We start from the raw sequence: 25,650 nt of genomic DNA, 5'->3' as shown, positions 1-25,650 counted from the left end.
ATGCGGTATTAGCCGTCGTTTCCAACGGTTATCCCCCTCGTCAGGGCAGGTTCCCAGCCGTTACTCACCCGTCCGCCGCTCGACGTCCAGTAAATCCACCGAAGCTTCAATACTGCCGTTTCCGCTCGACTTGCATGTGTTAGGCCTGCCGCCAGCGTTCAATCTGAGCCATGATCAAACTCTTCAATTAAAGTTTTTCGAAACCGAAGTTTCAGCTCAATGAATACTGATTACTGTTTCTCTCCGAAGAGAAAAACGAATTGACTGTGCCGAATAACTAAAAGTTATCGTTTGGTCACTCAGTTCATCGAATAAATCTTTTTGTCTATTCTCAACGAGTGCCCACACAGATTGCATAGGTCAAATTGTTAAAGAGCGTTGACTTGCGAAGCGTTGCTTCGCTCGGTCAGGGCTGCGTATATTACTCGCCTTGCCGATGAAGTCAAGAAGAAATTTTATCTTTTTGTTGATGCCAACCGGCGAAAACAAAACCTCTTCTTGACTCCCCTAACGCGTTGTCGGCGTTAAGTAGCTGGGCTCTCTTACTCATTTAAAAACTGACGTCAAGCGTTTATTTTTATTTGATTTTTTGCCCCGCCATGGCCGCTGAGNCGAGTGCCCACACAGATTGCATAGGTCAAATTGTTAAAGAGCGTTGACTTGCGAAGCGTTGCTTCGCTCGGTCAGGGCTGCGTATATTACTCGCCTTGCCGATGAAGTCAAGAAGAAATTTTATCTTTTTGTTGATGCCAACCGGCGAAAACAAAACCTCTTCTTGACTCCCCTAACGCGTTGTCGGCGTTAAGTAGGGCGGCATTCTATAGAAATCGTGACCCCCGTCAACACTAAATCACATCTTTTTTATCGAGTGTGCTCTTTTTAAGCACTTTGCGCGAATAACCGACGAAAATGGTTAAAATGACACTTTTAATACCTATATTAAGCTGGGTTGCGCTAAAGGTTTGACGAAACGCCTAATAGATAAAGAAAAAGCCAGGCACTAGGCCTGGCTTTTCTAGCTTATCTACAAGAGTAAAGAATTACTCTGCAGCTTCCTCAGCTTTTTGCTCTGGGCGATCAACGAGCTCGATGTAAGCCATAGGGGCTTTATCACCTGAGCGAACACCGCATTTAAGAATGCGAGTGTAACCGCCAGCACGTGAAGCAAAACGTGGGCCGAGTTCATTGAAAAGCTTCGCTACAACTTCGTCGTTACGAGTGCGAGCGAATGCAAGACGACGGTTAGCAACACTGTCGTTCTTAGCTAGGGTAATCAACGGTTCAATAACGCGACGCAGCTCTTTTGCCTTAGGCAGAGTTGTTTTGATAACTTCGTGAGTTACCAGCGAGCTAGCCATGTTGCTGAACATCGCTTTACGATGGCTGCTGTTGCGATTGAGTTGACGACCACTCTTACGATGGCGCATGACCTAATCCTTCTAACTAAATAATCAGTATCTGATTAATCTTCAGCGATTGATGCTGGCGGCCAGTTTTCTAGGCGCATACCTAGAGACAGACCACGTGAAGCCAGCACGTCTTTAATTTCAGTCAAAGACTTCTTACCAAGGTTTGGCGTTTTCAGAAGCTCAACCTCAGTACGCTGTACCAGATCACCGATATAGTGAATCGCTTCTGCTTTCAAACAGTTGGCAGAGCGAACAGTTAGTTCAAGATCGTCTACAGGACGCAGTAGGATCGGATCGAACTCTGGCTTCTCTTCTTTCTCCTCAGGGACGCGCACGTCTCGCAGGTCAACAAACGCATCTAGCTGTTCAGCTAGAATGGTTGCTGCACGGCGAATCGCTTCCTCAGGATCCAGTGTACCGTTAGTTTCCATATCGATAACGAGCTTGTCGAGGTCAGTACGCTGTTCAACACGTGCTGCTTCAACGTTGTAAGCAATACGGTCTACTGGGCTGAACGTTGCATCAACAAGCAAGCGACCGATTGGACGCTCGTCGTCTTCGCTGTGAATGCGCGCAGACGCTGGTACATAGCCACGACCACGTTCTACCTTGATACGCATGCTAATTTCAGCGTTTGCATCAGTCAGGTGGCAGATAACGTGTTCTGGGTTCGCAATCTCAACACCACCATCATGGGTGATGTCGCCTGCAACAACAGGGCCTGCACCAGACTTGGTCAGAGTAAGGATAACTTCATCTTTACCCTCAACCTTAACGGCTAGGCCTTTAAGGTTAAGTAGGATTTCCAGGATATCTTCCTGAACCCCTTCTTTGGTGCTGTACTCGTGCAGTACGCCGTCAATTTCAACTTCCGTCACCGCACAGCCTGGCATTGATGAAAGTAGGATACGACGTAGCGCATTCCCCAGAGTATGGCCAAAGCCACGCTCTAGAGGTTCAAGAGTTACTTTTGCGTGCGTAGAGCTGACTTGTTCGATATCAACCAGACGCGGCTTAAGAAATTCTGTTACAGAACCCTGCATTATGTCCTCTCTTTAGTTTAGCCTTACTTAGAGTAAAGCTCGACGATCAGGTGTTCGTTGATGTCAGCAGACAAATCAGAACGCTCTGGTAGGCGCTTGAATGTGCCTTCCATCTTCTTGCTGTCTACTTCGATCCAAGTTGGCAGCTCGCGCTGTGCAGCGATTTCTAGTGCTGCTTTGATGCGCGCTTGGTTCTTAGCTTTCTCACGAATGCTAACAACGTCGTTTGCCGAAACCTTGAAAGAAGGTACGTTAACAACTTTGCCGTTAACTAGGATCGCTTTGTGGCTTACCAGCTGGCGAGCTTCGGCGCGAGTTGCACCAAATCCCATGCGGTAAACTACGTTGTCTAGGCGACCTTCAAGAAGCTGAAGCAGGTTTTCACCTGTGTTACCTTTAATACGGGCAGCATCTTTGTAGTAGTTACGGAACTGCTTTTCCATTACGCCGTAGATACGACGTACTTTTTGCTTCTCGCGAAGCTGAACGCCATAGTCAGACAGACGGCCGCGACGCTGACCGTGAACGCCTGGGACGTTATCAATTTTACACTTGGTATCAATCGCGCGTACGCCTGACTTAAGGAACAAGTCAGTACCTTCGCGACGGCTAAGCTTCAGCTTAGGACCCAAATATCTTGCCATGATCTTTCTCCAATATTCTAAGAAACAGCACTAAGCGTGATTAAACGCGGCGTTTCTTAGGTGGACGACAACCGTTGTGCGGGATCGGAGTCGCATCAACAATGTTAGTGATGCGGTAGCCCGCCGCGTTCAGGGCACGGATAGTGGATTCGCGACCTGGACCTGGACCTTTAACCATCACTTCGAGGTTTTTCAGGCCGTATTCTTTCGCCATCTCACCACAACGCTCTGCAGCAACCTGTGCAGCATATGGAGTCGACTTACGAGAACCACGGAAACCTGAACCACCGGCAGTAGCCCATGCTAGAGCGTTGCCTTGACGGTCAGTGATCGTAACGATTGTGTTGTTGAAAGACGCATGAATGTGCGCAACGCCATCAGCAACTTGCTTGCGTACGCGTTTACGTGCGCGAGTTGGTTGTTTAGCCATAGTACTTACCTACCCCGATTATTTCTTGATCGGTTTGCGCGGACCCTTACGGGTACGTGCGTTGGTCTTCGTACGCTGGCCACGAAGTGGCAAGCTGCGACGATGACGCAAACCGCGGTAACAGCCAAGGTCCATAAGACGCTTGATGTTCATGGAAATTTCACGACGTAGATCGCCTTCTACAGTGTACTTGGCTACACCGTCACGCAACTGGTCGATCTGCTCTTCTGATAGTTCACTGATCTTAGTGCTTTCAGCAATACCCACTTCGGCTAGGATAGCCTGAGAGGTAGTTTTGCCGACACCGTAAATCGCAGTCAGTGCGATTACAGCGTGCTTTTGATCAGGAATGTTAATGCCTGCTATACGGGCCACTATTCACTCCTAGTACTTTTCAAGTAGAACCGCTGCAGAGCCCGTTGAGGATACGCAGCGGCATAACCACTTCTTTTGCACATACAAAAGGTGGGCTGGCTAATGTAGCCAGCCTGACCTCATTTTGCAAGAAAAATATTCTGCTATTAGCCTTGGCGCTGCTTGTGCTTAGGCTCACTGCAGATCACGCGAACGACACCGTTACGCTTGATCACTTTACAGTTACGGCAGATTTTCTTAACGGAAGCACGAACTTTCATTGCTAAACTCCGTAAATAGACAACCTATTAGCGGCCGTAGCCTTTAAGGTTGGCTTTTTTCAACACGGACTCATATTGTTGAGACATCAAATGAGTCTGAACTTGAGCCATAAAGTCCATGATTACGACTACTACGATAAGTAGTGATGTACCACCAAAGTAGAAGTGGACATCCCACGCAATCATCATGAACTCGGGGATCAGACAGATAAAGGTAATGTACATGGCGCCCGCAAGGGTCAAACGTGTCATCACTTTATCAATGTATTTAGCAGTCTGCTCACCCGGGCGAATACCAGGTACGAACGCTCCTGACTTCTTCAAGTTATCTGCTGTTTCACGTGGGTTGAACACCAACGCTGTATAGAAAAAGCAGAAGAAGATAATCGCCGCCGCATAAAGTATTACGTAAGCCGGTTGGCCGGGACTTAGTGCCAAAGACACATCGGTCAGCCAGCTTGTCTGATCACCCTTACCAAACCAGTTAGCAAGTGTGCCAGGGAACAAAATAATACTTGATGCAAAGATCGCTGGGATAACCCCTGCCATGTTAATTTTCAGTGGCAAGTGCGTGCTTTGCGCTGCAAAGACACGACGACCTTGTTGGCGCTTCGCATAGTTAACGACGATACGACGTTGACCACGCTCCATGAAGACCACAAAGTAGATTACCGCCAACGCGATAACAGCAATACCTAGCAAGAGAAGCGGAGACATGTCGCCTTGACGCGCTTGCTCTATTGTCTGTCCAATTGCCGGTGGCAGACCTGCGACAATCCCGGTGAAAATAATCAGCGAGATACCATTACCAATACCGCGTTCGGTAATTTGTTCACCCAACCACATCAGGAACATGGTGCCTGTGACCAAACTGACTACCGCAGTAAAGTAAAAAGCAGGACCTGGATTAATCACCAGACCTGGCATCATACTTGGTAACCCGGTCGCAATTCCAATTGCTTGGAAGGTTGCCAACACAAGCGTGCCGTAGCGGGTGTACTGGCTTATCTTACGACGGCCAGATTCGCCCTCTTTCTTCAACTCCGCTAACGCGGGGTGAACCACTGACAGTAACTGGACAATGATCGATGCCGAGATGTACGGCATGATCCCCAGTGCCAGTATCGAAGCACGCTCAAGGGCACCACCAGAGAACATGTTTACCAAGTCAATGATGGTCCCTTGTTGCTGTTCGAACAGATCGGCAAGTACAGCAGCGTCAATACCAGGAATTGGCACAAAAGAGCCGGCACGGAATACCAATAATGCCATAGCTACAAAAAGTAGACGGCTTTTCAGCTCCGCGATCCCGCCTTTTGCACTACTGAAGTTTTGTCCTGGTTGTTTTGCCATCTGTACCTCGTCCTCGAGCTAATTATTCCTCGATTTTACCGCCTGCAGCTTCGATTGCCGCTTTAGCGCCTTTAGTGACACGAACACCTTTAACAGTCACAGCGCGAGCGATTTCACCAGACAGTACGATTTTCGCCGTACGGGTGTCTTGTGCAACAACGTTCGCTGCTTTTAGTGACTCTAGGCTTACCACGTCACCTTCAACTTTTGCTAGTTCACTTAGGCGAACTTCAGCAGAAGTTAGGCTCTTGCGCGATGTAAAACCAAATTTTGGCAGACGCTGTTTCAAAGGCATTTGACCGCCTTCGAAACCTGGGCGTACAGAACCACCTGAACGTGATTTCTGACCTTTGTGACCACGGCCACCAGTTTTACCCAGACCTGAACCAATACCACGGCCTACACGCTTAGCAGAAGGCTTTGAGCCTGCAGCCGGAGATAGAGTATTCAAACGCATGTGATTACTCCTCCACTTTAACCATGTAGTTGACTTGATTGATCATACCGCGCACGCACGGAGTATCTTCAAGTTCAACAGTGTGGTTGATGCGACGTAGGCCCAAGCCACGCAGGGTCGCTTTGTGCTTCGGCAAACGGCCGATAGCGCTACGAGTCTGTGTTACTTTAATTGTCTTAGCCATGTCGTATTACCCCAGAATTTCGTTAACAGGCATGCCACGCTTAGCAGCTACCATCTCTGGAGACTTCATACCACCCAGACCATCAATCGTTGCACGAACGATGTTGATTGGGTTGGTAGAACCGTATGCTTTGGCCAGAACGTCTTGAACGCCCGCAACCTCAAGCACAGCACGCATCGCACCACCGGCGATGATACCCGTACCTTCTGATGCTGGCTGCATGTACACTTTAGAACCAGTGTGGCGGCCTTTAACAGCGTGGTGAAGAGTACCTTCATTCAGCGCAACAGTAATCATGTTACGGCGCGCTTTTTCCATTGATTTCTGAATCGCTGCTGGTACTTCACGGGCTTTACCGTAACCGAAACCAACGCGACCGTTACCATCACCAACCACAGTCAGGGCGGTGAAGGTAAAGATGCGACCACCTTTAACCGTTTTAGAAACACGGTTTACAGCGATCAGCTTTTCATGCAAATCACTTTGTTGTTTATCGTTAGCCATCTTCCACCTACCTTAGAATTTCAGACCAGCTTCACGGGCAGCATCTGCCAGTGCAGCCACACGGCCGTGGTATTGGAAACCGGAACGGTCAAAAGCAACAGTTTCGATGCCTTTTTCCTTCGCACGCTCAGCAATGATTTTACCTACTGCTGCTGCGGCGTCTTTGTTACCGGTGCTCTTAACTTGTTCACGGATCGCTTTTTCTACGGTAGAAGCGGCGGCGATGACTTCCGCGCCGTTACCAGCGATAACCTGTGCGTACACATGACGTGGAGTACGGTGTACCACCAGGCGAGTCGCACCCATTTCCGCGATCTTGCGTCGTGCTTTGGTCGCACGACGGATACGAGATGCTTTCTTATCCATAGTGTTACCTTACTTCTTCTTAGCTTCTTTAGTACGCACAACTTCGTCAGAGTAACGAACGCCTTTGCCTTTGTAAGGCTCTGGCTTGCGGTATGCGCGGATTTCAGCAGCGACCTGGCCAACAGCTTGTTTATCAGCACCGCTGATAACAATTTCAGTTTGGCTTGGGCACTCTGCCTTAATACCCTCAGGTAGAACGTGTTCTACTGGGTGAGAGAAGCCAAGTGTCAGGTTAAGTTTGTTACCCGCAACAGTTGCACGGTAACCAACACCCTTCAGGATTAGCTTCTTGGTAAAGCCTTCTGTCACACCAACAACCATGCTGTTAACCAGTGCGCGAGCAGTACCAGCATGAGCCCATGCTTTGGCGTGCTCTACACTTGGTGCGAAGGTAATGGTGTTGTCTTCTTGGTTTACTGCCACCATATTGTGAAGCGTACGGCTAAGTTCGCCTTTGCTTCCTTTTACAGTGATGTCCTGACCGTTAAGTTTCACCTCTACGCCGGCAGGAACTACGACAGGTGCTTTTGCAACACGAGACATTTCCTACTCCTTATTAAGCTACGTAGCAGATGATTTCACCGCCCAGACCCGCTTTGCGAGCTGCGCGATCGGTCATCAAACCTTTCGAAGTTGAAACAACTGCAATACCAAGGCCACCCATCACAGAAGGAAGCTCATCTTTCTTTTTGTAGATGCGCAGACCTGGACGGCTAACACGTTGGATTTGCTCGATAACTGGTTTAGATTCGAAGTATTTCAACGTCACTTCCAGTTCAGGCTTCGCTTCGCCACTTACAGCGTACTCAGCCACGTAACCTTCTGCTTTTAGTAGCTCAGCAATTGCCACTTTCAGCTTTGACGAAGGCATTTTTACAGCAACTTTTTTTGCTGCCTGACCGTTGCGAAGGCGGGTCAGCATATCCGAGATCGGATCTTGCATGCTCATAAGTCTTTACTCCCGTGATTCAATTACCAGCTTGCCTTACGCAGACCCGGAATCTCGCCTTTCATGCAAGCTTCACGAACCTTGATTCGGCTTAGACCGAATTTGCGTAGGTAGCCATGTGGACGACCAGTCTGGTTACAGCGGTTACGCTGACGAGACTTCGCAGAATCACGCGGTAGCGACTGAAGCTTCAGGACTGCGTCCCAACGCTCTTCGTCTGACGTGTTTACATTCTTGATGATCGCACGCAGGTTATCACGCTTTTCAGCGTAACGGGCTGCGAGCTTCGCACGCTTTACATCACGTGCTTTCATGGATTTTTTAGCCATAACAGTAACCCTTCACCTTACTTACGGAATGGGAAGTTAAAGGCAGCCAGCAGAGCTCGACCTTCCTCATCAGTACCTGCAGTGGTAGTGATAGTAATATCAAGACCACGGATACGATCGACTTTATCGTAGTCAATCTCAGGGAAGATGATTTGCTCGCGAACGCCCATGCTGTAGTTACCGCGACCGTCGAACGCTTTCGGGTTCAGACCACGGAAGTCACGGATACGAGGAACTGCGATTGCGATTAGACGCTCAAAGAAGTCCCACATACGCTCGCCACGTAGGGTTACTTTACAACCAATCGGGTAGCCCTCACGGATCTTAAAGCCTGCAACTGACTTACGTGCTTTGGTGATCAGCGGCTTTTGACCAGCGATAGCGGTCATATCAGCAGCTGCATTTTCAAGCAGTTTTTTGTCGTTCAGAGCTTCGCCCACACCCATGTTAAGGGTGATCTTTTCGATCCTTGGGACTTGCATGATGCTCTTGTAGCCAAATTGCTTAGAAAGCTCAGCTACAACGGTCTCTTTGTAGTAATCATGCAGTTTCGCCATTGTACTACTCCAGAATTACTTAATAGTTTCGCCAGTCGATTTGAAAAAACGTACTTTTTTGCCGTCTTCAAATCGGAAGCCTACACGGTCACCTTTACCAGCTGCTGCGTTAAAGATTGCCACGTTTGAAACGTCAATAGCGGCTTCTTTTTCTACGATGCCACCTTGAACGCCCAGAGCCGGAACAGGCTTCTGGTGTTTCTTAACGAGGTTAATACCTTCAACGATAACTTTACCGGTCGGTAGAACCTTAGATACTTTACCTTTCTTGCCTTTGTCTTTACCGACAAGAACGATAACTTCGTCGTTACGACGGATTTTAGCTGCCATGAGATCGCTCCTTACAGAACTTCAGGCGCCAGAGACACAATCTTCATGAACTTTTCAGTACGAAGTTCGCGTGTCACAGGGCCAAAGATACGTGTGCCGACTGGTTGCTCGTTCGTGTTGTTCAACAACACGCAAGCATTACGGTCGAAGCGAATGACAGAGCCGTCTGGACGACGTACGCCTTTACGGGTGCGAACTACCACCGCCTTAAGCACATCACCTTTTTTCACTTTACCGCGTGGAATTGCTTCCTTAACGGTAACTTTGATGATGTCGCCAACATGGGCGTAACGACGGTGAGAGCCACCCAGAACCTTAATACACATTACACTGCGAGCGCCGGAGTTATCGGCTGCGTCCAGCATACTTTGCATTTGGATCATTGTTAGTGCTCCGCTGTTATTACATCTAGACCCATCTCGGGTCGGGCTGCCTTATTACAAGGGCGGCGAATAATAACACTATTTTGACCGGATGGGTAGATAAAAAAATAAACGGCCCCCCAAATGAGAGCCGTTTGACTTATATTGTTTGAAAAATCGCTTAGATGCGCGCTTTTTCAACAACGCGAACCAATGTCCAAGACTTAGTCTTAGAGATTGGACGACACTCACGAACTTCTACAGTGTCACCTTGGTTACACTCGTTAGATTCATCGTGAACGTGCAGCTTGGTCGTGCGCTTGATGTACTTACCGTAGATAGGGTGTTTCACAAAACGCTCGATAGCAACAACGATAGTCTTATCGCCTTTGTCGCTGACAACGCGACCTTGCTGAGTGCGGATGTTCTCGCTCATTATGCGCTAGCCTTCTCAGTCAATACGGTTTTAACACGTGCGATATCGCGACGAACAGCTTTAAGAGTGTGAGTTTGCTGAAGCTGGCCAGTAGCCGCTTGCATGCGCAGGTTAAACTGCTCACGCAGCAGACCCATCAGCTCTTCGTTCAGCTGCTCAACAGTCTTTTCACGTAGTTCTTGTGCTTTCATCACATCACCGCCTTAGTTACGAAAGTGGTTTTGATCGGTAGCTTACGTGAAGCCAGTTCAAACGCTTCGCGAGCCAGTGATTCAGGAACACCATCCATTTCGTACAGGACTTTACCTGGTTGGATTTGGGCAACCCAGTAATCTACTGAACCTTTACCCTTACCCATACGAACTTCCAACGGCTTACCAGTAATTGGTTTGTCTGGGAAGATACGGATCCAGATTTGACCCTGACGTTTAATGTGACGAGTCATCGCACGACGAGCCGCCTCAATTTGACGCGCAGTGATACGACCGCGACCAACAGCTTTCAGGCCATAGGTACCGAAGCTTACGTCAGTACCGTGCGCCAGACCGCGGTTACGACCTTTAAAAGTCTTGCGGAACTTAGTACGTTTTGGTTGAAGCATCGATAGACTCCTTACTTACGGCCTTTACGCTGCTTCTTCGGCTTGTCAGCCTTTTGCTCCACTTCAGCCATTCCGCCTAGAACTTCACCTTTGAAGATCCAGGTTTTAATGCCGATAACACCGTAAGTGGTGTGAGCAGAAGAAGTTGCGTAATCAATGTCAGCACGAAGTGTGTGCAGTGGCACACGGCCTTCACGGTACCACTCGGTACGAGCAATTTCAGCACCGCCTAGACGGCCGCTTACTTCTACTTTGATACCTTTGGCACCTAGACGCATTGCGTTTTGTACCGCGCGCTTCATCGCACGACGGAACATAACACGGCGCTCTAGCTGAGAAGCGATGCTGTCGCCAACAAGTTGCGCGTCCAGCTCTGGCTTACGTACTTCAGCGATGTTGATTTGCGCTGGTACACCGGCTAGTTTCGCAACATGTGCGCGTAGCTTCTCAACGTCTTCGCCTTTCTTACCGATAACCACACCAGGGCGTGCAGTGTGAATGGTCACACGGATGCTCTTGGCAGGGCGCTCGATAACGATGCGAGATACTGACGCTTTTTTCAGTTCGTTAGTCAAGAACTGACGTACCTTAAAGTCGCCGTCTAGGTTGTCAGCGAAATCTTGGTTATTAGCAAACCAAGTGGAATTCCAAGGCTTAACGATGCCTAGACGAATACCATTAGGATGTACTTTTTGACCCATTGCTTTATCTCCTCGTCTCTTAGCGGTCTGCTACAACAACAGTGATGTGGCTAGAACGCTTCAAGATGCGATCGGCACGGCCTTTTGCACGAGGCATAATACGCTTCATGATTGGGCCTTCATCAACGAAGACTTTGGCGACGCTTAGATCGTCGATATCCGCACCTTCGTTATGCTCGGCGTTTGCAATAGCAGATTCCAACACTTTCTTAACCAGATCAGCCGCTTTTTTGTTGCTGAAGGTTAGAATTTCTAGTGCTTGTGCTACGTCTTTACCGCGCACTTGATCCGCAACCAAACGTGCTTTTTGAGGCGAGATACGAGCAAAGCGATGTTTAGCAATAGCTTCCATTTCTTACCCCTTAACGCTTCTTAGCTTTCTTATCAGCAGCGTGGCCGCGATAAGTACGTGTTGGTGCAAACTCGCCCAGCTTGTGACCGATCATTTCTTCAGAAACGAAAACGGGTACATGCTGACGACCATTATGGACAGCGATGGTCAATCCGATCATCTGTGGGATGATCATTGAACGACGGGACCAAGTCTTTAAAGGCTTCTTGTCACCGCTTTCCACCGCTTTCTCTACCTTCTTCAGCAAGTGCAGGTCAATAAAAGGACCTTTCTTGAGAGAACGTGGCATGGCTTATCCTCTGATAATAATTACTTGTTACGACGACGTACGATGTACTTGTCGGTACGTTTGTTCTTACGGGTCTTGAAGCCTTTAGTTGGCATACCCCAAGGTGATACTGGGTGACGACCACCTGAGGTACGGCCTTCACCACCACCGTGTGGGTGGTCAACTGGGTTCATTGCAACACCACGTACGCTTGGACGTACGCCTTTCCAGCGTGACGCACCGGCTTTACCCAGTTCGCGTAGCATGTGCTCTGAATTACCCACTTCGCCTAGGGTCGCACGACCTTCAGCAAGAACTTTACGCATTTCACCGCTGCGCAGGCGGAGTGTGACATATGCACCGTCACGAGCAACGATCTGAGCATAAGCACCCGCAGAACGTGCAAGCTGAGCGCCTTTACCAGGTTTCAGCTCGATGTTGTGGATAGTAGAACCCACTGGGATGTTACGCATTGGCAGGGTGTTACCTACCTTGATAGCTGCATCTGCACCAGATTGGATCTGATCACCGGCTTTTAGGCCTTTAGGTGCAATGATGTAACGACGTTCACCATCCGCATAAAGTACAAGCGCGATGTTTGCACTGCGGTTTGGATCGTATTCAAGACGCTCAACTTTCGCTGGGATGCCGTCTTTAGTACGTTTGAAGTCAATTACACGGTAATGATGTTTGTGACCACCACCGATATGACGCACTGTGATTCGACCGTTGTTATTACGACCACCAGACTTAGAGTTTTTCTCTAGTAGTGGTGCGTATGGTTTACCCTTATAAAGATCTGGGTTAACCACTTTAACAAGGTGACGACGACCCGGTGAAGTCGGCTTACATTTGATAATAGCCATTTGCTGTTACTCCTCCGTCTTACTCTGCGCCGCCAACGAAGTCGATGTCCTGACCTTCTTTCAAGATAACGTACGCTTTTTTCCAATCGCTACGGCGACCTTCGCGCATACCTTGACGTTTGGTCTTACCCTTAACTACTAGGGTACGAACAGACTTAACTTCAACTTCGAACAGTTTTTCAACTGCCGCTTTGATCTCTTTCTTAGTTGCTTCTTTAGCTACTTTAAACACGATAGTGTTCGCGCTTTCAGCAGCCATAGTTGCTTTTTCAGAGATGTGCGGAGCACGCAGAACTTTTAGGATACGCTCTTCAGTGATCATGCCAGCATCTCCTCAACTTGTTTAACTGCTTCAGCAGTCATCACGACTTTGTCGAAAGCGATCAAGCTAACTGGGTCGATGGTACCTGCATCGCGTACGTCAACCTTGTACAGGTTACGTGCAGCAAGGAACAGATTCTCATCAACTTCTGCAGTTACGATCAGAGCGTCGTTCAGCTCAAGCTCTTTCAGCTTAGCGACAAGCTCTTTAGTTTTTGGTGCTTCAACAGAGAAGTTATCAACAACGATCAAACGCTCTTGACGAACTAGCTCTGACAGAATGCTCTTCAGAGCACCACGGTACATCTTTTTGTTAACTTTCTGGCTGTGGTCCTGAGGACGAGCTGCGAAAGTGACACCACCGCTGCGCCAGATTGGGCTGCGGATTGTACCTGCACGGGCGCGACCAGTACCCTTCTGACGCCATGGCTTAGCACCGCCACCAGATACGTCTGAACGAGTTTTCTGAGCGCGAGTACCTTGACGGGCACCAGCTGCGTATGCAACGACTACCTGGTGAACCAGGGCTTCGTTGAATTCACGCCCGAAGGTAGTTTCGGAAACAGTTAGCGCGTCGGCGCCTTTGACTACCAATTCCATTACTATCTCCTCGACGTTACGCTTTAACGGCTGGTTTAACGATCACGTTGCCACCTGTAGCACCTGGTACTGCACCTTTAATAAGAAGCAGATTGCGCTCAGCGTCAACACGTACGATCTCTAGGTTTTGAGTCGTTACACGCTCAGCACCCATGTGACCTGCCATTTTTTTGCCTTTGAATACGCGACCTGGAGTCTGACATTGACCGATAGAACCAGGAGCACGGTGAGACAAAGAGTTACCGTGGCTCATGTCTTGAGTACGGAAATTCCAACGCTTAACGCCGCCTTGGAAGCCCTTACCTTTTGACGTGCCAGTAACGTCTACTTTTTTGATTTCAGCGAATAGATCAACGTTTAGCTCAGCGCCAACTTCGAACTCTTCACCATTTTCCAGACGGAATTCCCACAGACCGCGGCCCGCTTCAACACCTGCTTTCGCAAAGTGGCCAGCTTGTGCCTTGTTTACACGGTTTGCTTTCTTCGCGCCTGTAGTAACTTGAATTGCGGCATAACCGTCAACTTCAGGCTTACGCACCTGAGCAACACGGTTCGCTTCAACTTCAACTACGGTTACCGGAATAGATACGCCATCTTCGTTGAAGATACGAGTCATACCGACTTTACGACCGACTAGACCAATCATTATCTACTCCCCCTTAGCCCAGGCTGATTTGAACATCAACGCCCGCAGCAAGGTCAAGACGCATCAGAGCGTCAACAGTCTTGTCTGTTGGCTCAACGATGTCGATCAGACGTTTGTGAGTACGAATCTCGTACTGGTCACGTGCGTCTTTGTTTACGTGCGGAGAAATAAGAACGGTGAAGCGCTCTTTACGAGTAGGTAGAGGGATTGGACCCTTAACCTGTGCGCCAGTGCGCTTAGCGGTTTCAACGATTTCCGCGGTAGACTGATCGATCAAACGATGATCGAACGCCTTTAGGCGGATACGGATACGTTGGTTCTGCATGAGACAGAGCTCCAAATTCAAAAATTTTTACACAAACAATATCGCCATTCCGCCTCACTAGAGCGAGGGAATGCCGATTAATTTATGTGAAACCGTAGTGCCAAAATTAGGCACATTGTCAGCCATTATATTATGACTGCGAACATAAGCGGAGTATACATTAAACGAACAGTTTACTGTTCCATTCCTCGATGCTCATTGGTTCACAACTGCGTCGGAAGTCCGAAGACTTAAGCAGTGCGCAGCATTATACCGATGCCGCGCCCTATTGCAAGTCTTGGTTAAAAAATAAGCCCAAACAAAAACGCACCCATTGGGTGCGTTCATCTACCGCGATAGCGTAAGCCTCGCCTTAGTCTTTATCGCTCACATCTTCAATCATCTGCGCTTGGTTATAATTTTCAAGTCCCACTTTATCAATCAGACCTAGCTGAGTCTCCAGCCAATCAATGTGCTCTTCCTCATCATCGAGAATATACTGGAACAAATCTCGCGAGACGTAATCACGTATGCTTTCGGTGTAGGCAATCGCTTCTTTCAAGTCTTCGTGCGCTTGCATCTCTAGCGCGAGGTCACACTCAAAAATTTCTTGCGTATCTTCACCGATGCGTAATTTACCTAAGTCTTGTAAGTTCGGTATCCCTTCTAAGAACAAGATGCGTTCAATCAACTTGTCCGCGTGCTTCATCTCATCGATCGACTCTTCATACTCTTTATGGGCAATAACTTTTAAGCCCCAGTCTTTGAACATACGTGCATGAAGGAAGTACTGGTTGATGGCAATAAGTTCATTGCCGAGCACGGTATTTAAAAACGCAATCGATTTTGGGTCGCCTTTCATGGCAAAAGCCTCCTTATGGGTTCTATTTATCAACTGTAGAACCCATAAGGAGGCTGTCAAATTTTACTCAGTACTGCTGAGTTAGCTGGCTTGCTGTAATGTAATCACTTGCACCTGATCGTGAATCACCTCTTTTGCCTGACGCACACATTTACCACACTGTGAACCCAGCGGAGTGAGCCGACGCAATTCGCGAATGCTGGTCACGCCTTGTTGATTCACAAGTTGCTTAATGGTTTTATCCGATACAGCATGGCAAATACATACAAACATCATTCTCACCCTACAACATAAACTATAACGAGAATAGTTTGCATTGCGCTTCAGGTAAAGGGTTTTCATATAACAATTGATTATTTACGCAATAGCTACACAAACAAAAAGGTCGCATAAAGCCAAAGCGCCATACCTGGGATACTGACATAAAAAAAGGAGCGCAATGCGCTCCTTTTCAGTGGTATGTTTTTAACTCAACGCATTACGCGATGATGTTAGCAACAACACCAGCACCTACGGTACGGCCACCTTCACGGATAGCGAAACGTAGACCTTCGTCCATCGCGATTGGCGCGATCAACTCAACAACCATCTTGATGTTGTCGCCAGGCATTACCATCTCAACGCCTTCTGGCAGTTCGATAGTACCGGTCACGTCAGTTGTACGGAAGTAGAACTGTGGACGGTAGCCTTTGAAGAACGGAGTATGACGGCCGCCTTCGTCTTTAGACAGTACGTATACTTCTGACTCGAACTTGGTGTGCGGGGTGATTGAACCAGGCTTCGCCAGTACTTGACCACGCNACGTAGACCTTCGTCCATCGCGATTGGCGCGATCAACTCAACAGCCATCTTGATGTTGTCGCCAGGCATTACCATCTCAACGCCTTCTGGCAGTTCGATAGTACCGGTCACGTCAGTTGTACGGAAGTAGAACTGTGGACGGTAGCCTTTGAAGAACGGAGTATGACGGCCGCCTTCGTCTTTAGACAGTACGTATACTTCTGACTCGAACTTGGTGTGCGGGGTGATTGAACCAGGCTTCGCCAGTACTTGACCACGCTCAACTTCGTCACGCTTAGTACCACGCAGAAGAACACCAACGTTCTCACCTGCACGGCCTTCGTCTAGAAGCTTACGGAACATTTCAACACCAGTACAAGTGGTCTTGGTGGTGTCTTTCATGCCCACGATTTCTACTTCGTCACCAACGGTGATGATGCCTTGCTCAACACGACCAGTTACTACGGTACCACGGCCTTGGATTGAGAATACGTCTTCGATTGGCAGGATGAACGGCTTGTCGATTGCACGCTCTGGCTCTGGGATGTAAGAATCCAGTGCTTCCGCTAGCTCAACAATTTTCTGTTCCCACTGCTCTTCACCGTTCAGAGCGCCTAGCGCTGAACCTTGGATAACTGGGCAGTCGTCACCTGGGAAGTCATACTCTGAAAGCAGCTCACGTACTTCCATTTCAACTAGCTCAAGTAGCTCTTCATCATCAACCATGTCACATTTGTTCATGAATACGATGATGTATGGGATGCCTACCTGACGGCCTAGCAGGATGTGCTCACGAGTCTGTGGCATTGGGCCATCAGTCGCTGCTACTACTAGGATACCACCGTCCATTTGCGCTGCACCGGTGATCATGTTTTTCACGTAGTCGGCGTGCCCTGGGCAGTCAACGTGCGCGTAGTGGCGAGTTGGCGTATCGTATTCTACGTGCGAAGTCGCGATGGTGATACCACGCTCACGCTCTTCTGGTGCGTTATCGATTGATGCGAAGTCACGCGCTGCACCACCGTGTACTTTTGCAAGTACAGTACAGATAGCGGCAGTCAGAGTAGTTTTACCGTGGTCAACGTGGCCGATAGTACCAACGTTAACGTGCGGTTTCGTACGTTCAAATTTTTCTTTAGACANGCGAAGTCGCGATGGTGATACCACGCTCACGCTCTTCTGGTGCGTTATCGATTGATGCGAAGTCACGCGCTGCACCACCGTGTACTTTTGCAAGTACAGTACAGATAGCGGCAGTCAGAGTAGTTTTACCGTGGTCAACGTGGCCGATAGTACCAACGTTAACGTGCGGTTTCGTACGTTCAAATTTTTCTTTAGACACGATCGTCTTCCTTCCTAGTTGTGAGCTAAAGGTATCAACACCTAACTAGCTCAGAAGTCAGTATTGGATGCCGACAACACGCCGGCATCGAGACTAATAAAAATTAGCTACGCTCTGCAATCAGGGCGTCGGCAATGTTCTTAGGCACTTCGCCATACTCGCTGAATTCCATTGAGTATGAAGCACGACCCTGAGTTGCACTACGCAGGTCAGTGGCGTAACCGAACATTTCAGACAGTGGTACCTGAGCACGTACGATCTTCAGACCCGCTGGGCCCTCGTCCATACCGCCAATCAGGCCACGGCGACGGTTCAAGTCACCAACAACGTCACCCATCCACTCTTCTGGCGTAGTTACTTCTACTTTCATCATTGGCTCAAGCATAACAGGTTGCGCTTGCAGTGCACCTTTCTTGAATGCCATTGATGCAGCGATCTTAAACGCCATTTCGTTGGAGTCAACATCGTGGTAAGAACCATCGTACAGGGTTGCTTTAACGTCAAGCACAGGGTAACCGGCAAGTACACCGTTTGCCATTTGCTCTTCAACGCCTTTCGCTACCGCGCCGATGTATTCACGTGGAACCACACCACCAACGATTTCGTCGACAAAGACAAAGCCTTCGTTTGGCTCAGATGGCTCAAGCTTCAGCCATACGTGACCAAACTGACCACGACCACCTGATTGCTTAACGAACTTGCCTTCAACTTCCGTGCTACCACGGATAGTTTCACGGTACGCTACCTGAGGCTTACCAACGTTACATTCAACGTTAAACTCACGACGCATACGGTCAACGATGATGTCTAGGTGAAGTTCACCCATACCAGAGATCAGGGTCTGGCCAGACTCTTCGTCAGACTCAACGCGGAAAGATGGATCTTCTGCTGCTAGTTTACCTAGTGCGATACCCATTTTCTCTTGGTCTGCTTTAGACTTAGGCTCAACCGCGATCTGAATAACTGGATCAGGGAATTCCATACGCTCTAGGATTACTTTTGAATCCATCGCACACAGAGTATCACCCGTGGTCACGTCTTTTAGACCGATTGCAGCTGCAATGTCACCGGCGCGAATTTCTTTGATTTCTTCACGCTTGTTCGAGTGCATCTGTACGATACGGCCTAGACGCTCACGCTTCTGCTTAACAGAGTTGTAAACAGTGTCGCCTGAGTTAACAACGCCCGAGTAAACACGCATAAAGGTCAGCGTACCTACGAATGGGTCAGTTGCAATTTTGAATGCCAACGCTGAGAACGGTTCTTTGTCGTCCGCGTGACGCTCAATTGGGTTACCAGCTTCGTCTTCACCTTTAATTGACTTAACGTCGATTGGTGAAGGCAAGTATTCAATAACCGCATCCAGTACTGCCTGAACACCTTTGTTCTTAAATGCAGAACCACAGGTTGCCAGTACGATTTCGTTATCTAGAGTACGCTGACGCAGCGCCTTCTTGATTTCTTCTTCAGACAGCTCACCTTCTTCAAGGTACTTGTCCATCAGCTCTTCAGACGCTTCTGCAGCAGACTCAACCAAGAAGTTGTGCCACTCTTCTGCTTGCTCTTGAAGCTCAGCTGGAATCTCTTCATAGGTATAAGTCATACCCATGTCTTCTTCATTCCAGTTGATCGCTTTCATTTTGATCAGATCAATAACGCCCTTGAACTGGTCTTCTGCGCCAATGTTCAAGTGAATTGGCACAGGAGTCGCGCCAAGGCGGTTTTTGATTTGATCAACAACGCGTAGGAAGTCTGCGCCCGCACGGTCCATCTTGTTGACGAAAACCATGCGTGGAACTTCGTATTTGTCAGCCTGACGCCATACGGTTTCAGACTGAGGCTCAACACCAGAAGAACCACAGAAAACAACAACCGCACCATCAAGAACACGCAGTGAACGCTCTACTTCGATAGTGAAGTCAACGTGTCCTGGAGTATCGATGATGTTGACACGGTGCTGTTCAAATTGTTGATCAGAACCTGCCCAGAAAGTGGTAGTTGCTGCAGAGGTGATAGTAATGCCGCGCTCTTGCTCCTGCGACATCCAGTCCATGGTTGCTGCGCCGTCATGAACCTCACCGATTTTGTGTGACAGACCTGTGTAGAACAGGATCCGCTCGGTAGTCGTGGTTTTACCGGCGTCTACGTGAGCACAAATACCGATGTTACGGTAGCGCTCGATAGGGGTTTTACGAGCCACAATAGTATCCTCTTACTAAGGTTAACCTTAGAAAATGGGTTCGGCGCGCCACCGAAGTGACGCGCCATGAAGGCATTACCAGCGGTAATGTGCGAACGCTTTGTTCGCGTCTGCCATACGGTGAACGTCTTCACGTTTCTTAACAGCAGTACCTTTGTTTTCAGACGCATCAAGCATCTCGTTGGCCAGGCGCTGAGCCATAGATTTTTCACCACGCTTACGAGCAGCTTCAACCAACCAACGCATAGCCAGCGCGTTACGACGCACAGGACGTACTTCTACTGGTACTTGGTAAGTTGAACCACCTACACGGCGAGATTTAACCTCGACCGCTGGGCGTACGTTTTCAAGAGCTTGTTCGAATACAGCCAAGTGCTCTTTACCAGAACGCTCAGCCATGATGTCTAGTGCACCGTAAACGATTTTTTCAGCAGTTGACTTCTTACCGTCAACCATCAGGATGTTCACAAATTTTGCCAGCAATTCTGATCCGAACTTAGGATCTGGAAGAATTTTACGCTGACCAATTACGCGACGACGTGGCATGGATTATCTCCGTTGTCTTCTTCAGGTTTTATCCAAAACTTTTCAGTTTTTTCAAAATTCAATTGTTTGAGTGTTTGGCCTTACTTAACGGAATCCATTAAGACTTAGGACGCTTCACACCGTACTTAGAACGACCTTGTTTACGGCCGTTAACGCCTGCACAGTCAAGTGCGCCACGAACAGTGTGGTAACGCACACCCGGCAAGTCTTTTACACGACCGCCGCGGATAAGCACAACGCTGTGCTCTTGCAGGTTGTGGCCTTCACCACCGATGTATGAGGTTACTTCGTAACCGTTAGTCAAACGCACACGGCATACTTTACGCAGTGCTGAGTTTGGTTTTTTTGGCGTAGTGGTGTAAACACGAGTACAAACACCACGTTTTTGCGGACACGCTTCCAGCGCAGGCACGTTGCTTTTCGCAACTTGCTTCAGGCGTGGTTTGCGTACCAGCTGGTTAATAGTTGCCATTAAATAGCTCCTGATATTACTTAACGTATAAGTGTGAAAAATCTATCCCCAATAAAACGGGGACGCGAAATTTTAGGCGCCGACTTATAGGGTGTCAAGATTTATACAGAGATCTTTGCATCGTCTGTTTTTTCACCGATAGCAAGGAAGGCATTTTTATCCTTCGATAGCCTAGTCGATCACCATGTCATTTGCGTGACGTGATCCTCGGTGAGTTGAACCAACCCTTGCATATCAATCTGTTTAACTTGCGGATGTAGATGCGCTTGTACCCCACGGGCCATCACATCTTCTTCGAGCACATAAACCGAACGGTTATCTGTAAAAAGCGCCGCATCCAAAGGACTCTCAGCCAGTGCGCCGAGGACTGCATCATTGATCAAGACGATGACACTGTCAGTAGTGGCATACGCCAAACAGTGCGACAGCGCATGCGTTGCATAAGGGGACGATTTGATAATATGTAGCATCTGACTCTCTTAAAAATGCAGGATGCGATCACAGCGAGCGAGCTGTGCCTGAATGTGTTCACGTTTCAGTACTTCGCCCGTCAACACGCGCGCCGCATCACCCATGCCTCTTGCCGTCAGTGACGCTTGGCAAATATAGATATCTTCGACATCACACAGCGGTAGCATTTTAAAGCTGGCAATATAATCGCGACTCAGCACTGTGCTTGGGCGCTGCCCATCAATCAATTGCATCACTCCATCGCCAATGAAGAACACGCTAATCGTTTCGCAAAAAGCGGATGCCGCCAACAGCGCATCTAACCCCTCACGTCCGCTCGCTGAGCCATGCGGTGCAGTTGAAAAAACAAACCCGAGTTGCATACGTCCTCTTAAAATTGCAGTACACGATCGGCTGTCAACAAGGCTTCTGCCAAGGCACCGAGACCAGCTTGTTGATACCCATCAGCCAGGTTAGCTTGTGACAAGCCATGCTGCATCGCTTCTTGCTCACTCACAATACCTCGACGTAATGCGGCAGCCACACAGGTTTCGAGTTGTACCTGATGTTCATTGGCTAAGGTCTGCCATGCATTAACCAAGTCAAATTCGTCATTCGCAGGCACCGTTGTCGCAGCCCCGTTTAATACGCCATCTTGGTAGAAAAACACTTTGCTGACACTGTGTCCTTTGGCAATGGCCGCACACGCAAATTGATAGGCCGTACGCGCAAGTTGCGTCCCATAAGCCGGCTCTGAGACCACGAGTACGTAATTGAGGCTCATTTTTCCCCGTCTCCCGTTTTGCGTTGGCGCACGTAAAGGTACACAGTGTGCTTCGATATGTTGAGCCTATCAGCGACACGATGAATAGCATCTTTGATATCAAAGATCCCTTTATCATAAAGCGCCATCACTATTTGGCGGTTTTTGGTGTTATTAGACACGCTTTTATCCGCGTTGACTTCTTCAATGGTACGCTCAACGGTTTGATCCACCAGCTCTTCTACATCACTGGCAAAGTTAACCGATGACGCAGCTTGCTTGGCTTGATCATCAGGCATAAACGCTTGCAGCACCTGAGAGAAAGGGGCATCCAAGTTTATATTGATACATAACAGCCCGATAATGCGGCTTTCACCATTGCGGATGGCAACCGTGATCGATTTCATTAAGGTGCCACTTTTCGCGCGTGTAAAGTAGGCGCGAGAAAAATTACGCTCAGACCCTTCAATGTCCCGCAACATCCGTAAGGCCAAATCCGTGATGGGAGACCCCACTTGGCGACCGGTGTTTTCACCATTGGCAATTTTGATTGCTGACTTGTTCAAGTCTTCTAGCGAGTGCAGTACGATTTCACAATGCTCGCCAATTAGCGCAGCCAAGCCGTCTACGACCGCGGCATAAGAGTGTAAAATCACACTGTCTTGCGCAGTAAATGGATTCGGCTCAATGAGCTCGCTTTCTGTCATGATTTCTGCGCCAAAATGCTCTGTCGGTACCACGTACGCCTATCCTTATTCGACAGTGAATCTGTGTTTATCTCAGCCAAGTTTAACAGAATCCAGCCCTAAAAAAGCAAAAGCCCCGGCAAAGCCGAGGCATTTTGGCGCGAAAACAAGCGTCAGGTTTACCCTTCACTCGCCTTCTCTTTGTTGGCATCATCTTTGATTTCCAGTAGCTCAACATCAAACACGAGCGTTGAGTTAGCAGGAATGGACGCCGTATCTTGGTCACCGTAAGCCAGCTCTGGCGGGATCACGAAGGTAAATTTAGATCCAACCGGCATCAGCTGCACCCCTTCGGTCCAACCTGGGATCACACGATTAAGCGGGAAGGTTGCTGGCTCGCCACGATCGTAAGAGCTATCAAATTGGGTACCATCCGTTAGCGTGCCTTTGTAGTGCACCACCACAGTGTCTTCCGCCGCGGGCTTTTTACCGTCACCTAAGCTATCCACTTTGTATAACAAGCCAGATTCGGTTTCTTTCACGCCCTCTTGGCTCGCAAATTCAGTGCGATACTTTTCACCGTCTGCCAGCGCAGCTTCTGCTTTCTCTTTAGCTTGTTGCTGAGCCAGCTCAGTCACGCGTTGATCGAGTGACTGCAGTGCCGCTTGCGCTTGCTCGTCGGTCAGCTTGGATTCGCCATTAAAGACGTCCTGCACCCCTTGCAATACCAACTCTTTATCTAAATCCAAACCGATGTCGGCTTGTTGCTCTAGGTTGGCGTTGAGGTATTGCGCTAAAGACGCACCAATCGCGTAGGCTGCCTTGTCGTCATCATTAGCAAACGACGCTTCCGCTTGCGCCTGCTCAGCGGCTTGGTTCGTCTGCTCGACGTTGGCGTCGTCTTGTTGACAGCCGACGGCAAGGGCAACAGTTGCCGCGAGTAGCGACATCTTCATTACTGATTTCATTGGGTACTCCGTTGATGGTAAGGATAAATCCTCGTATGGTTGTCACTGACGCATCAACAATGCGAAAGCCTGATTCTATCAATATACTCGTGGTTATATGGCTGCACGTTTCGGAACTCAAGCATCATGCCCAAAATTCGCCACATTGTTTGCATTTTTCTCATCGCCATCACGCTAACTGGCTGTTGGCAGTCTGGCAAAGAAGCCCAGCGTTGGTCAATCCATCCTGAAGGCGCCACCAGCTTTAGCCTGAGTCGAGACGGGCGATTTGCGCTGCTCGCCTCCGAAGAAACCGACATTGTGCTGTGGGATCTGGTCACCAACCAAAAACTGGCGGATCTAGGGCCCCAAGATCCGAATGCAAACCCTGTGGTGGTCAGCCATATCTCCGACAATAAACGCTATGCCATCACCGCGACCGCGCAAAATTTTGCTGTCTGGGATCTTGCCTGGAGCCAAGCCGAGGGCTTGTGGTCGGTCTCTGAAGGCATTATCCGTGATGCGGCTATCAGCAACAACGGCCAAAAAGTGGTCCTCGCGATGTCGGACGGCAAAGCGCTATTCATCGACTTAGGCACAGGAAGACGCTTAGAGTTCCTTGCCCATCGCGATAAAGTCAATGCGGTCGCCATTTCCCCGAACGGCGCTTACGTCCTCTCAGGGGGCAATGATCATCATGCCTATTTTTGGGACACCAGTTCCGGGCAAATTATCAACGACTTTCCTTATGACCAACGGGTGAAGCAAGTGGCGCTGCAACGGGAAGGGAAGTATGCCTTTGTCTCGGATGGCAGCAATCAAGCAATTATCTGGGCCTTACCCAGCGGTGAGAAGGTCAGTCAACTGGATATCTTTGCGCGCCAAGCGATTTATGCCAGTGCACGCTTTTCCGATGACGGCCGTCGACTCGCAACCGGTACTCCCTCACAGCGGGTCGAGCTTTGGGATGTTAAGACCGGTGAGAATCTAGGGCGTTGGGAGGCATTGGCTCAACCCAATACTCGCCCTCCCAGCGCGGTCGTGTATGATGTCGCTATCGACCCAACCGGCCGTGTGATTTCCGGCACCTCGGCGGGCATCGCCCAAGCTTGGTTAACCGACACCCCTTAATGCAGTGAGAAACAAAAATGAGTGAGATTGGCAAATTACAGCAACAAATTGACGATCTAGAGTGCAAGGTCGCGTTTCAAGAAGACACAATAGAACAGCTCAATGACGCTCTCACCCAGCAGCAAGGCGATATTGAGCGTATGACAGTGCAAATTCAGTATTTGGTCGGCAAACTGAAAGACGTCGCGCCGGCCAACATCGCCAGCCAATCGGAAGAAACCCCACCGCCGCATTATTAATTGCCAAGCGCTGGTGTCGATACACACCTGAAGACGGTGGATATGAAATAAAAAAAGGCGCCAAACCGGCGCCTTTTCTCGTTGCTAATCACTGATTAGTGATCGTGACCGCAGCCACCTTCTTGGTGAATGTGGCCATGAGCAATTTCGTCTTCGGTTGCTGCACGTAGATCAACCACTTCCACAGAGAATGACAGAGTTTGGCCTGCCAGCATGTGATTGGCATCAACAACAACTTCGTCACCGTCAACTTCGGTGACTTCAACCGGGATCTGACCTTGGTCAGTTTCCGCCATAAAGCGCATGCCGACTTCCACTTGGTCTACGCCTTGGAATACGTTCGCCGGTACACGTTGTACCATGGCTTCTTGATACTCACCGTATGCGTCGTCAGGACCTACAGTCACTTCAAACGCGTCGCCTTTCTCACGACCTTCCAGTGCCTTTTCCAGACCAACGATCAGGTTACGGTGACCGTGTAGGTACTGGAGGGGTTCTTGCGCTGTTGATTCATCAACTAACGCACCGTCTTCATTTTTTACTTGGTAGGCCAGGCTGACCACCACATCATTTGCAATTTTCATG

42 protein-coding genes, 1 rRNA gene and 2 pseudogenes are annotated in these 25,650 nt (G+C 49.0%); 2 read left to right on the top strand and 43 right to left on the bottom strand.

The window, feature by feature from the left end:
• The 42 genes and pseudogenes from BZJ19_RS03465 to fkpA form a co-directional block, all read right to left on the bottom strand.
• Positions 1 to 190: ribosomal RNA gene (locus tag BZJ19_RS03465) — 16S ribosomal RNA — on the bottom strand; the annotation flags it as partial.
• A gap of 850 nt (positions 191 to 1,040) precedes the next feature.
• Positions 1,041 to 1,427 (bottom strand): 50S ribosomal protein L17, encoded by a 387-nt coding sequence (rplQ, locus tag BZJ19_RS03460; RefSeq protein WP_069590805.1) that lies wholly within the window; start codon positions 1,425 to 1,427, stop codon positions 1,041 to 1,043.
• A 35-nt stretch (positions 1,428 to 1,462) separates the two neighbouring features.
• Entirely contained in the window at positions 1,463 to 2,452 is a 990-nt protein-coding gene (locus BZJ19_RS03455; protein WP_077663516.1) for a DNA-directed RNA polymerase subunit alpha, read from the bottom strand.
• Positions 2,453 to 2,475: 23 nt separating this feature from the next.
• Entirely contained in the window at positions 2,476 to 3,096 is a 621-nt protein-coding gene (gene rpsD, locus BZJ19_RS03450) for a 30S ribosomal protein S4 (RefSeq protein ID WP_069590800.1), read from the bottom strand.
• A 40-nt stretch (positions 3,097 to 3,136) separates the two neighbouring features.
• Positions 3,137 to 3,526 (bottom strand): 30S ribosomal protein S11, encoded by a 390-nt coding sequence (gene rpsK / locus BZJ19_RS03445; protein ID WP_077458138.1) that lies wholly within the window; start codon positions 3,524 to 3,526, stop codon positions 3,137 to 3,139.
• An 18-nt stretch (positions 3,527 to 3,544) separates the two neighbouring features.
• The gene (gene rpsM / locus BZJ19_RS03440) at positions 3,545 to 3,901 is read right to left on the bottom strand and encodes a 30S ribosomal protein S13 (RefSeq protein ID WP_077458135.1); all 357 of its coding nucleotides are present in this window, start codon (positions 3,899 to 3,901) and stop codon (positions 3,545 to 3,547) included.
• Between the two features lie 146 nt (positions 3,902 to 4,047).
• On the bottom strand, positions 4,048 to 4,161 hold the full coding sequence (gene rpmJ / locus BZJ19_RS03435) for a 50S ribosomal protein L36 (protein ID WP_000868186.1): 114 nt from the start codon (positions 4,159 to 4,161) through the stop codon (positions 4,048 to 4,050).
• A gap of 27 nt (positions 4,162 to 4,188) precedes the next feature.
• On the bottom strand, positions 4,189 to 5,514 hold the full coding sequence (gene secY, locus BZJ19_RS03430) for a preprotein translocase subunit SecY (RefSeq protein WP_069590794.1): 1,326 nt from the start codon (positions 5,512 to 5,514) through the stop codon (positions 4,189 to 4,191).
• A gap of 22 nt (positions 5,515 to 5,536) precedes the next feature.
• Positions 5,537 to 5,971: a 50S ribosomal protein L15 gene (gene rplO / locus BZJ19_RS03425; protein ID WP_077458133.1), complete on the bottom strand. Its 435-nt coding sequence runs from the start codon at positions 5,969 to 5,971 to the stop codon at positions 5,537 to 5,539.
• Positions 5,972 to 5,975: 4 nt separating this feature from the next.
• A complete protein-coding gene (gene rpmD, locus BZJ19_RS03420) occupies positions 5,976 to 6,155 on the bottom strand; it encodes a 50S ribosomal protein L30 (RefSeq protein ID WP_069590791.1) in 180 nt (59 codons plus the stop codon).
• Between the two features lie 6 nt (positions 6,156 to 6,161).
• Positions 6,162 to 6,659, bottom strand: coding sequence for a 30S ribosomal protein S5 (gene rpsE, locus BZJ19_RS03415; RefSeq protein ID WP_077458131.1), 498 nt, complete (start codon positions 6,657 to 6,659; stop codon positions 6,162 to 6,164).
• A gap of 12 nt (positions 6,660 to 6,671) precedes the next feature.
• A complete protein-coding gene (rplR, locus tag BZJ19_RS03410; protein WP_077674603.1) occupies positions 6,672 to 7,025 on the bottom strand; it encodes a 50S ribosomal protein L18 in 354 nt (117 codons plus the stop codon).
• A gap of 9 nt (positions 7,026 to 7,034) precedes the next feature.
• A complete protein-coding gene (rplF, locus tag BZJ19_RS03405; RefSeq protein ID WP_077674602.1) occupies positions 7,035 to 7,568 on the bottom strand; it encodes a 50S ribosomal protein L6 in 534 nt (177 codons plus the stop codon).
• 13 nt (positions 7,569 to 7,581) lie between these two features.
• A complete protein-coding gene (gene rpsH / locus BZJ19_RS03400) occupies positions 7,582 to 7,974 on the bottom strand; it encodes a 30S ribosomal protein S8 (RefSeq protein WP_077458127.1) in 393 nt (130 codons plus the stop codon).
• A 23-nt stretch (positions 7,975 to 7,997) separates the two neighbouring features.
• The gene (gene rpsN / locus BZJ19_RS03395; protein ID WP_069590785.1) at positions 7,998 to 8,303 is read right to left on the bottom strand and encodes a 30S ribosomal protein S14; all 306 of its coding nucleotides are present in this window, start codon (positions 8,301 to 8,303) and stop codon (positions 7,998 to 8,000) included.
• A 17-nt stretch (positions 8,304 to 8,320) separates the two neighbouring features.
• Positions 8,321 to 8,860: a 50S ribosomal protein L5 gene (gene rplE, locus BZJ19_RS03390; protein ID WP_077458125.1), complete on the bottom strand. Its 540-nt coding sequence runs from the start codon at positions 8,858 to 8,860 to the stop codon at positions 8,321 to 8,323.
• Positions 8,861 to 8,875: 15 nt separating this feature from the next.
• Positions 8,876 to 9,190, bottom strand: a complete 315-nt coding sequence (gene rplX / locus BZJ19_RS03385) for a 50S ribosomal protein L24 (protein WP_069590772.1) — start codon at positions 9,188 to 9,190, stop codon at positions 8,876 to 8,878.
• A gap of 11 nt (positions 9,191 to 9,201) precedes the next feature.
• Positions 9,202 to 9,573 (bottom strand): 50S ribosomal protein L14, encoded by a 372-nt coding sequence (gene rplN, locus BZJ19_RS03380; RefSeq protein WP_069590770.1) that lies wholly within the window; start codon positions 9,571 to 9,573, stop codon positions 9,202 to 9,204.
• Positions 9,574 to 9,733: 160 nt separating this feature from the next.
• Complete coding sequence (gene rpsQ, locus BZJ19_RS03375; RefSeq protein WP_069590768.1) at positions 9,734 to 9,988, bottom strand: 30S ribosomal protein S17; 255 nt, start codon at positions 9,986 to 9,988, stop codon at positions 9,734 to 9,736.
• Positions 9,988 to 10,179: a 50S ribosomal protein L29 gene (rpmC, locus tag BZJ19_RS03370; RefSeq protein ID WP_069590766.1), complete on the bottom strand. Its 192-nt coding sequence runs from the start codon at positions 10,177 to 10,179 to the stop codon at positions 9,988 to 9,990. The genes rpsQ and rpmC overlap by 1 nt, the downstream gene beginning before the upstream one ends.
• Positions 10,179 to 10,589 carry a 50S ribosomal protein L16 gene (gene rplP / locus BZJ19_RS03365; RefSeq protein WP_069590764.1) on the bottom strand — a complete coding sequence of 137 codons (411 nt, stop codon included), beginning with the start codon at positions 10,587 to 10,589 and terminating at the stop codon, positions 10,179 to 10,181. Before rplP ends, rpmC begins: the two co-directional genes overlap by 1 nt.
• A gap of 11 nt (positions 10,590 to 10,600) precedes the next feature.
• On the bottom strand, positions 10,601 to 11,290 hold the full coding sequence (gene rpsC, locus BZJ19_RS03360; RefSeq protein ID WP_069590761.1) for a 30S ribosomal protein S3: 690 nt from the start codon (positions 11,288 to 11,290) through the stop codon (positions 10,601 to 10,603).
• A 19-nt stretch (positions 11,291 to 11,309) separates the two neighbouring features.
• A complete protein-coding gene (gene rplV, locus BZJ19_RS03355; protein WP_069590759.1) occupies positions 11,310 to 11,642 on the bottom strand; it encodes a 50S ribosomal protein L22 in 333 nt (110 codons plus the stop codon).
• A gap of 10 nt (positions 11,643 to 11,652) precedes the next feature.
• On the bottom strand, positions 11,653 to 11,931 hold the full coding sequence (rpsS, locus tag BZJ19_RS03350) for a 30S ribosomal protein S19 (protein ID WP_021024467.1): 279 nt from the start codon (positions 11,929 to 11,931) through the stop codon (positions 11,653 to 11,655).
• A gap of 20 nt (positions 11,932 to 11,951) precedes the next feature.
• A complete protein-coding gene (rplB, locus tag BZJ19_RS03345; RefSeq protein WP_069590757.1) occupies positions 11,952 to 12,776 on the bottom strand; it encodes a 50S ribosomal protein L2 in 825 nt (274 codons plus the stop codon).
• Positions 12,777 to 12,795: 19 nt separating this feature from the next.
• Entirely contained in the window at positions 12,796 to 13,098 is a 303-nt protein-coding gene (rplW, locus tag BZJ19_RS03340; protein ID WP_069590756.1) for a 50S ribosomal protein L23, read from the bottom strand.
• Positions 13,095 to 13,697 carry a 50S ribosomal protein L4 gene (gene rplD / locus BZJ19_RS03335; RefSeq protein ID WP_069590755.1) on the bottom strand — a complete coding sequence of 201 codons (603 nt, stop codon included), beginning with the start codon at positions 13,695 to 13,697 and terminating at the stop codon, positions 13,095 to 13,097. The genes rplW and rplD overlap by 4 nt, the downstream gene beginning before the upstream one ends.
• Positions 13,698 to 13,713: 16 nt before the next feature.
• Positions 13,714 to 14,343, bottom strand: coding sequence for a 50S ribosomal protein L3 (gene rplC / locus BZJ19_RS03330; RefSeq protein ID WP_077674601.1), 630 nt, complete (start codon positions 14,341 to 14,343; stop codon positions 13,714 to 13,716).
• A gap of 13 nt (positions 14,344 to 14,356) precedes the next feature.
• A complete protein-coding gene (gene rpsJ, locus BZJ19_RS03325) occupies positions 14,357 to 14,668 on the bottom strand; it encodes a 30S ribosomal protein S10 (RefSeq protein WP_002541412.1) in 312 nt (103 codons plus the stop codon).
• Between the two features lie 352 nt (positions 14,669 to 15,020).
• Positions 15,021 to 15,509 carry a bacterioferritin gene (gene bfr / locus BZJ19_RS03320; RefSeq protein WP_077674600.1) on the bottom strand — a complete coding sequence of 163 codons (489 nt, stop codon included), beginning with the start codon at positions 15,507 to 15,509 and terminating at the stop codon, positions 15,021 to 15,023.
• A gap of 81 nt (positions 15,510 to 15,590) precedes the next feature.
• On the bottom strand, positions 15,591 to 15,782 hold the full coding sequence (gene bfd / locus BZJ19_RS03315) for a bacterioferritin-associated ferredoxin (protein WP_069590747.1): 192 nt from the start codon (positions 15,780 to 15,782) through the stop codon (positions 15,591 to 15,593).
• Positions 15,783 to 15,987: 205 nt separating this feature from the next.
• Entirely contained in the window at positions 15,988 to 16,239 is a 252-nt protein-coding gene (locus BZJ19_RS03310; RefSeq protein WP_420876427.1) for an EF-Tu C-terminal domain-related protein, read from the bottom strand.
• A gap of 59 nt (positions 16,240 to 16,298) precedes the next feature.
• Positions 16,299 to 17,432, bottom strand: a pseudogene (tuf, locus tag BZJ19_RS03305) (elongation factor Tu); the annotation flags it as partial.
• Positions 17,428 to 17,631: pseudogene (locus BZJ19_RS17490) on the bottom strand (GTP-binding protein); the annotation flags it as partial. The pseudogenes BZJ19_RS17490 and tuf, both read right to left, overlap by 5 nt.
• 103 nt (positions 17,632 to 17,734) lie before the next feature.
• On the bottom strand, positions 17,735 to 19,831 hold the full coding sequence (gene fusA / locus BZJ19_RS03295) for an elongation factor G (RefSeq protein WP_069589542.1): 2,097 nt from the start codon (positions 19,829 to 19,831) through the stop codon (positions 17,735 to 17,737).
• A 75-nt stretch (positions 19,832 to 19,906) separates the two neighbouring features.
• On the bottom strand, positions 19,907 to 20,377 hold the full coding sequence (rpsG, locus tag BZJ19_RS03290) for a 30S ribosomal protein S7 (RefSeq protein WP_069589544.1): 471 nt from the start codon (positions 20,375 to 20,377) through the stop codon (positions 19,907 to 19,909).
• 97 nt (positions 20,378 to 20,474) lie between these two features.
• On the bottom strand, positions 20,475 to 20,849 hold the full coding sequence (rpsL, locus tag BZJ19_RS03285; protein WP_069589545.1) for a 30S ribosomal protein S12: 375 nt from the start codon (positions 20,847 to 20,849) through the stop codon (positions 20,475 to 20,477).
• Between the two features lie 179 nt (positions 20,850 to 21,028).
• On the bottom strand, positions 21,029 to 21,319 hold the full coding sequence (gene tusB, locus BZJ19_RS03280; protein ID WP_077674598.1) for a sulfurtransferase complex subunit TusB: 291 nt from the start codon (positions 21,317 to 21,319) through the stop codon (positions 21,029 to 21,031).
• Between the two features lie 9 nt (positions 21,320 to 21,328).
• Positions 21,329 to 21,682, bottom strand: coding sequence for a sulfurtransferase complex subunit TusC (gene tusC / locus BZJ19_RS03275; protein WP_077674597.1), 354 nt, complete (start codon positions 21,680 to 21,682; stop codon positions 21,329 to 21,331).
• Between the two features lie 8 nt (positions 21,683 to 21,690).
• Positions 21,691 to 22,083, bottom strand: a complete 393-nt coding sequence (tusD, locus tag BZJ19_RS03270; protein WP_069589550.1) for a sulfurtransferase complex subunit TusD — start codon at positions 22,081 to 22,083, stop codon at positions 21,691 to 21,693.
• On the bottom strand, positions 22,080 to 22,802 hold the full coding sequence (locus tag BZJ19_RS03265; RefSeq protein ID WP_069589551.1) for a helix-turn-helix transcriptional regulator: 723 nt from the start codon (positions 22,800 to 22,802) through the stop codon (positions 22,080 to 22,082). The genes tusD and BZJ19_RS03265 overlap by 4 nt, the downstream gene beginning before the upstream one ends.
• A 125-nt stretch (positions 22,803 to 22,927) precedes the next feature.
• A complete protein-coding gene (gene fkpA, locus BZJ19_RS03260) occupies positions 22,928 to 23,716 on the bottom strand; it encodes an FKBP-type peptidyl-prolyl cis-trans isomerase (RefSeq protein ID WP_069589552.1) in 789 nt (262 codons plus the stop codon).
• A gap of 126 nt (positions 23,717 to 23,842) precedes the next feature.
• On the opposite strand from fkpA, the gene BZJ19_RS03255 reads away from it, so the two are divergent.
• On the top strand, positions 23,843 to 24,826 hold the full coding sequence (locus BZJ19_RS03255) for a WD40 repeat domain-containing protein (RefSeq protein WP_077674596.1): 984 nt from the start codon (positions 23,843 to 23,845) through the stop codon (positions 24,824 to 24,826).
• A 17-nt stretch (positions 24,827 to 24,843) separates the two neighbouring features.
• Positions 24,844 to 25,065 (top strand): SlyX family protein, encoded by a 222-nt coding sequence (locus BZJ19_RS03250; RefSeq protein WP_069589556.1) that lies wholly within the window; start codon positions 24,844 to 24,846, stop codon positions 25,063 to 25,065.
• Between the two features lie 95 nt (positions 25,066 to 25,160).
• Here BZJ19_RS03250 and slyD read toward each other — a convergent pair whose 3' ends face one another.
• Entirely contained in the window at positions 25,161 to 25,649 is a 489-nt protein-coding gene (gene slyD / locus BZJ19_RS03245; RefSeq protein WP_077455135.1) for a peptidylprolyl isomerase, read from the bottom strand.
• Position 25,650 lies beyond the last annotated feature (1 nt).

The sequence above is a fragment of the Salinivibrio proteolyticus genome (genome assembly GCF_001996165.1).
In the GTDB taxonomy this organism is placed as follows: Bacteria; Pseudomonadota; Gammaproteobacteria; order Enterobacterales; family Vibrionaceae; genus Salinivibrio; species Salinivibrio proteolyticus.
This window is presented reverse-complemented; position numbering and strand designations above follow the sequence as displayed.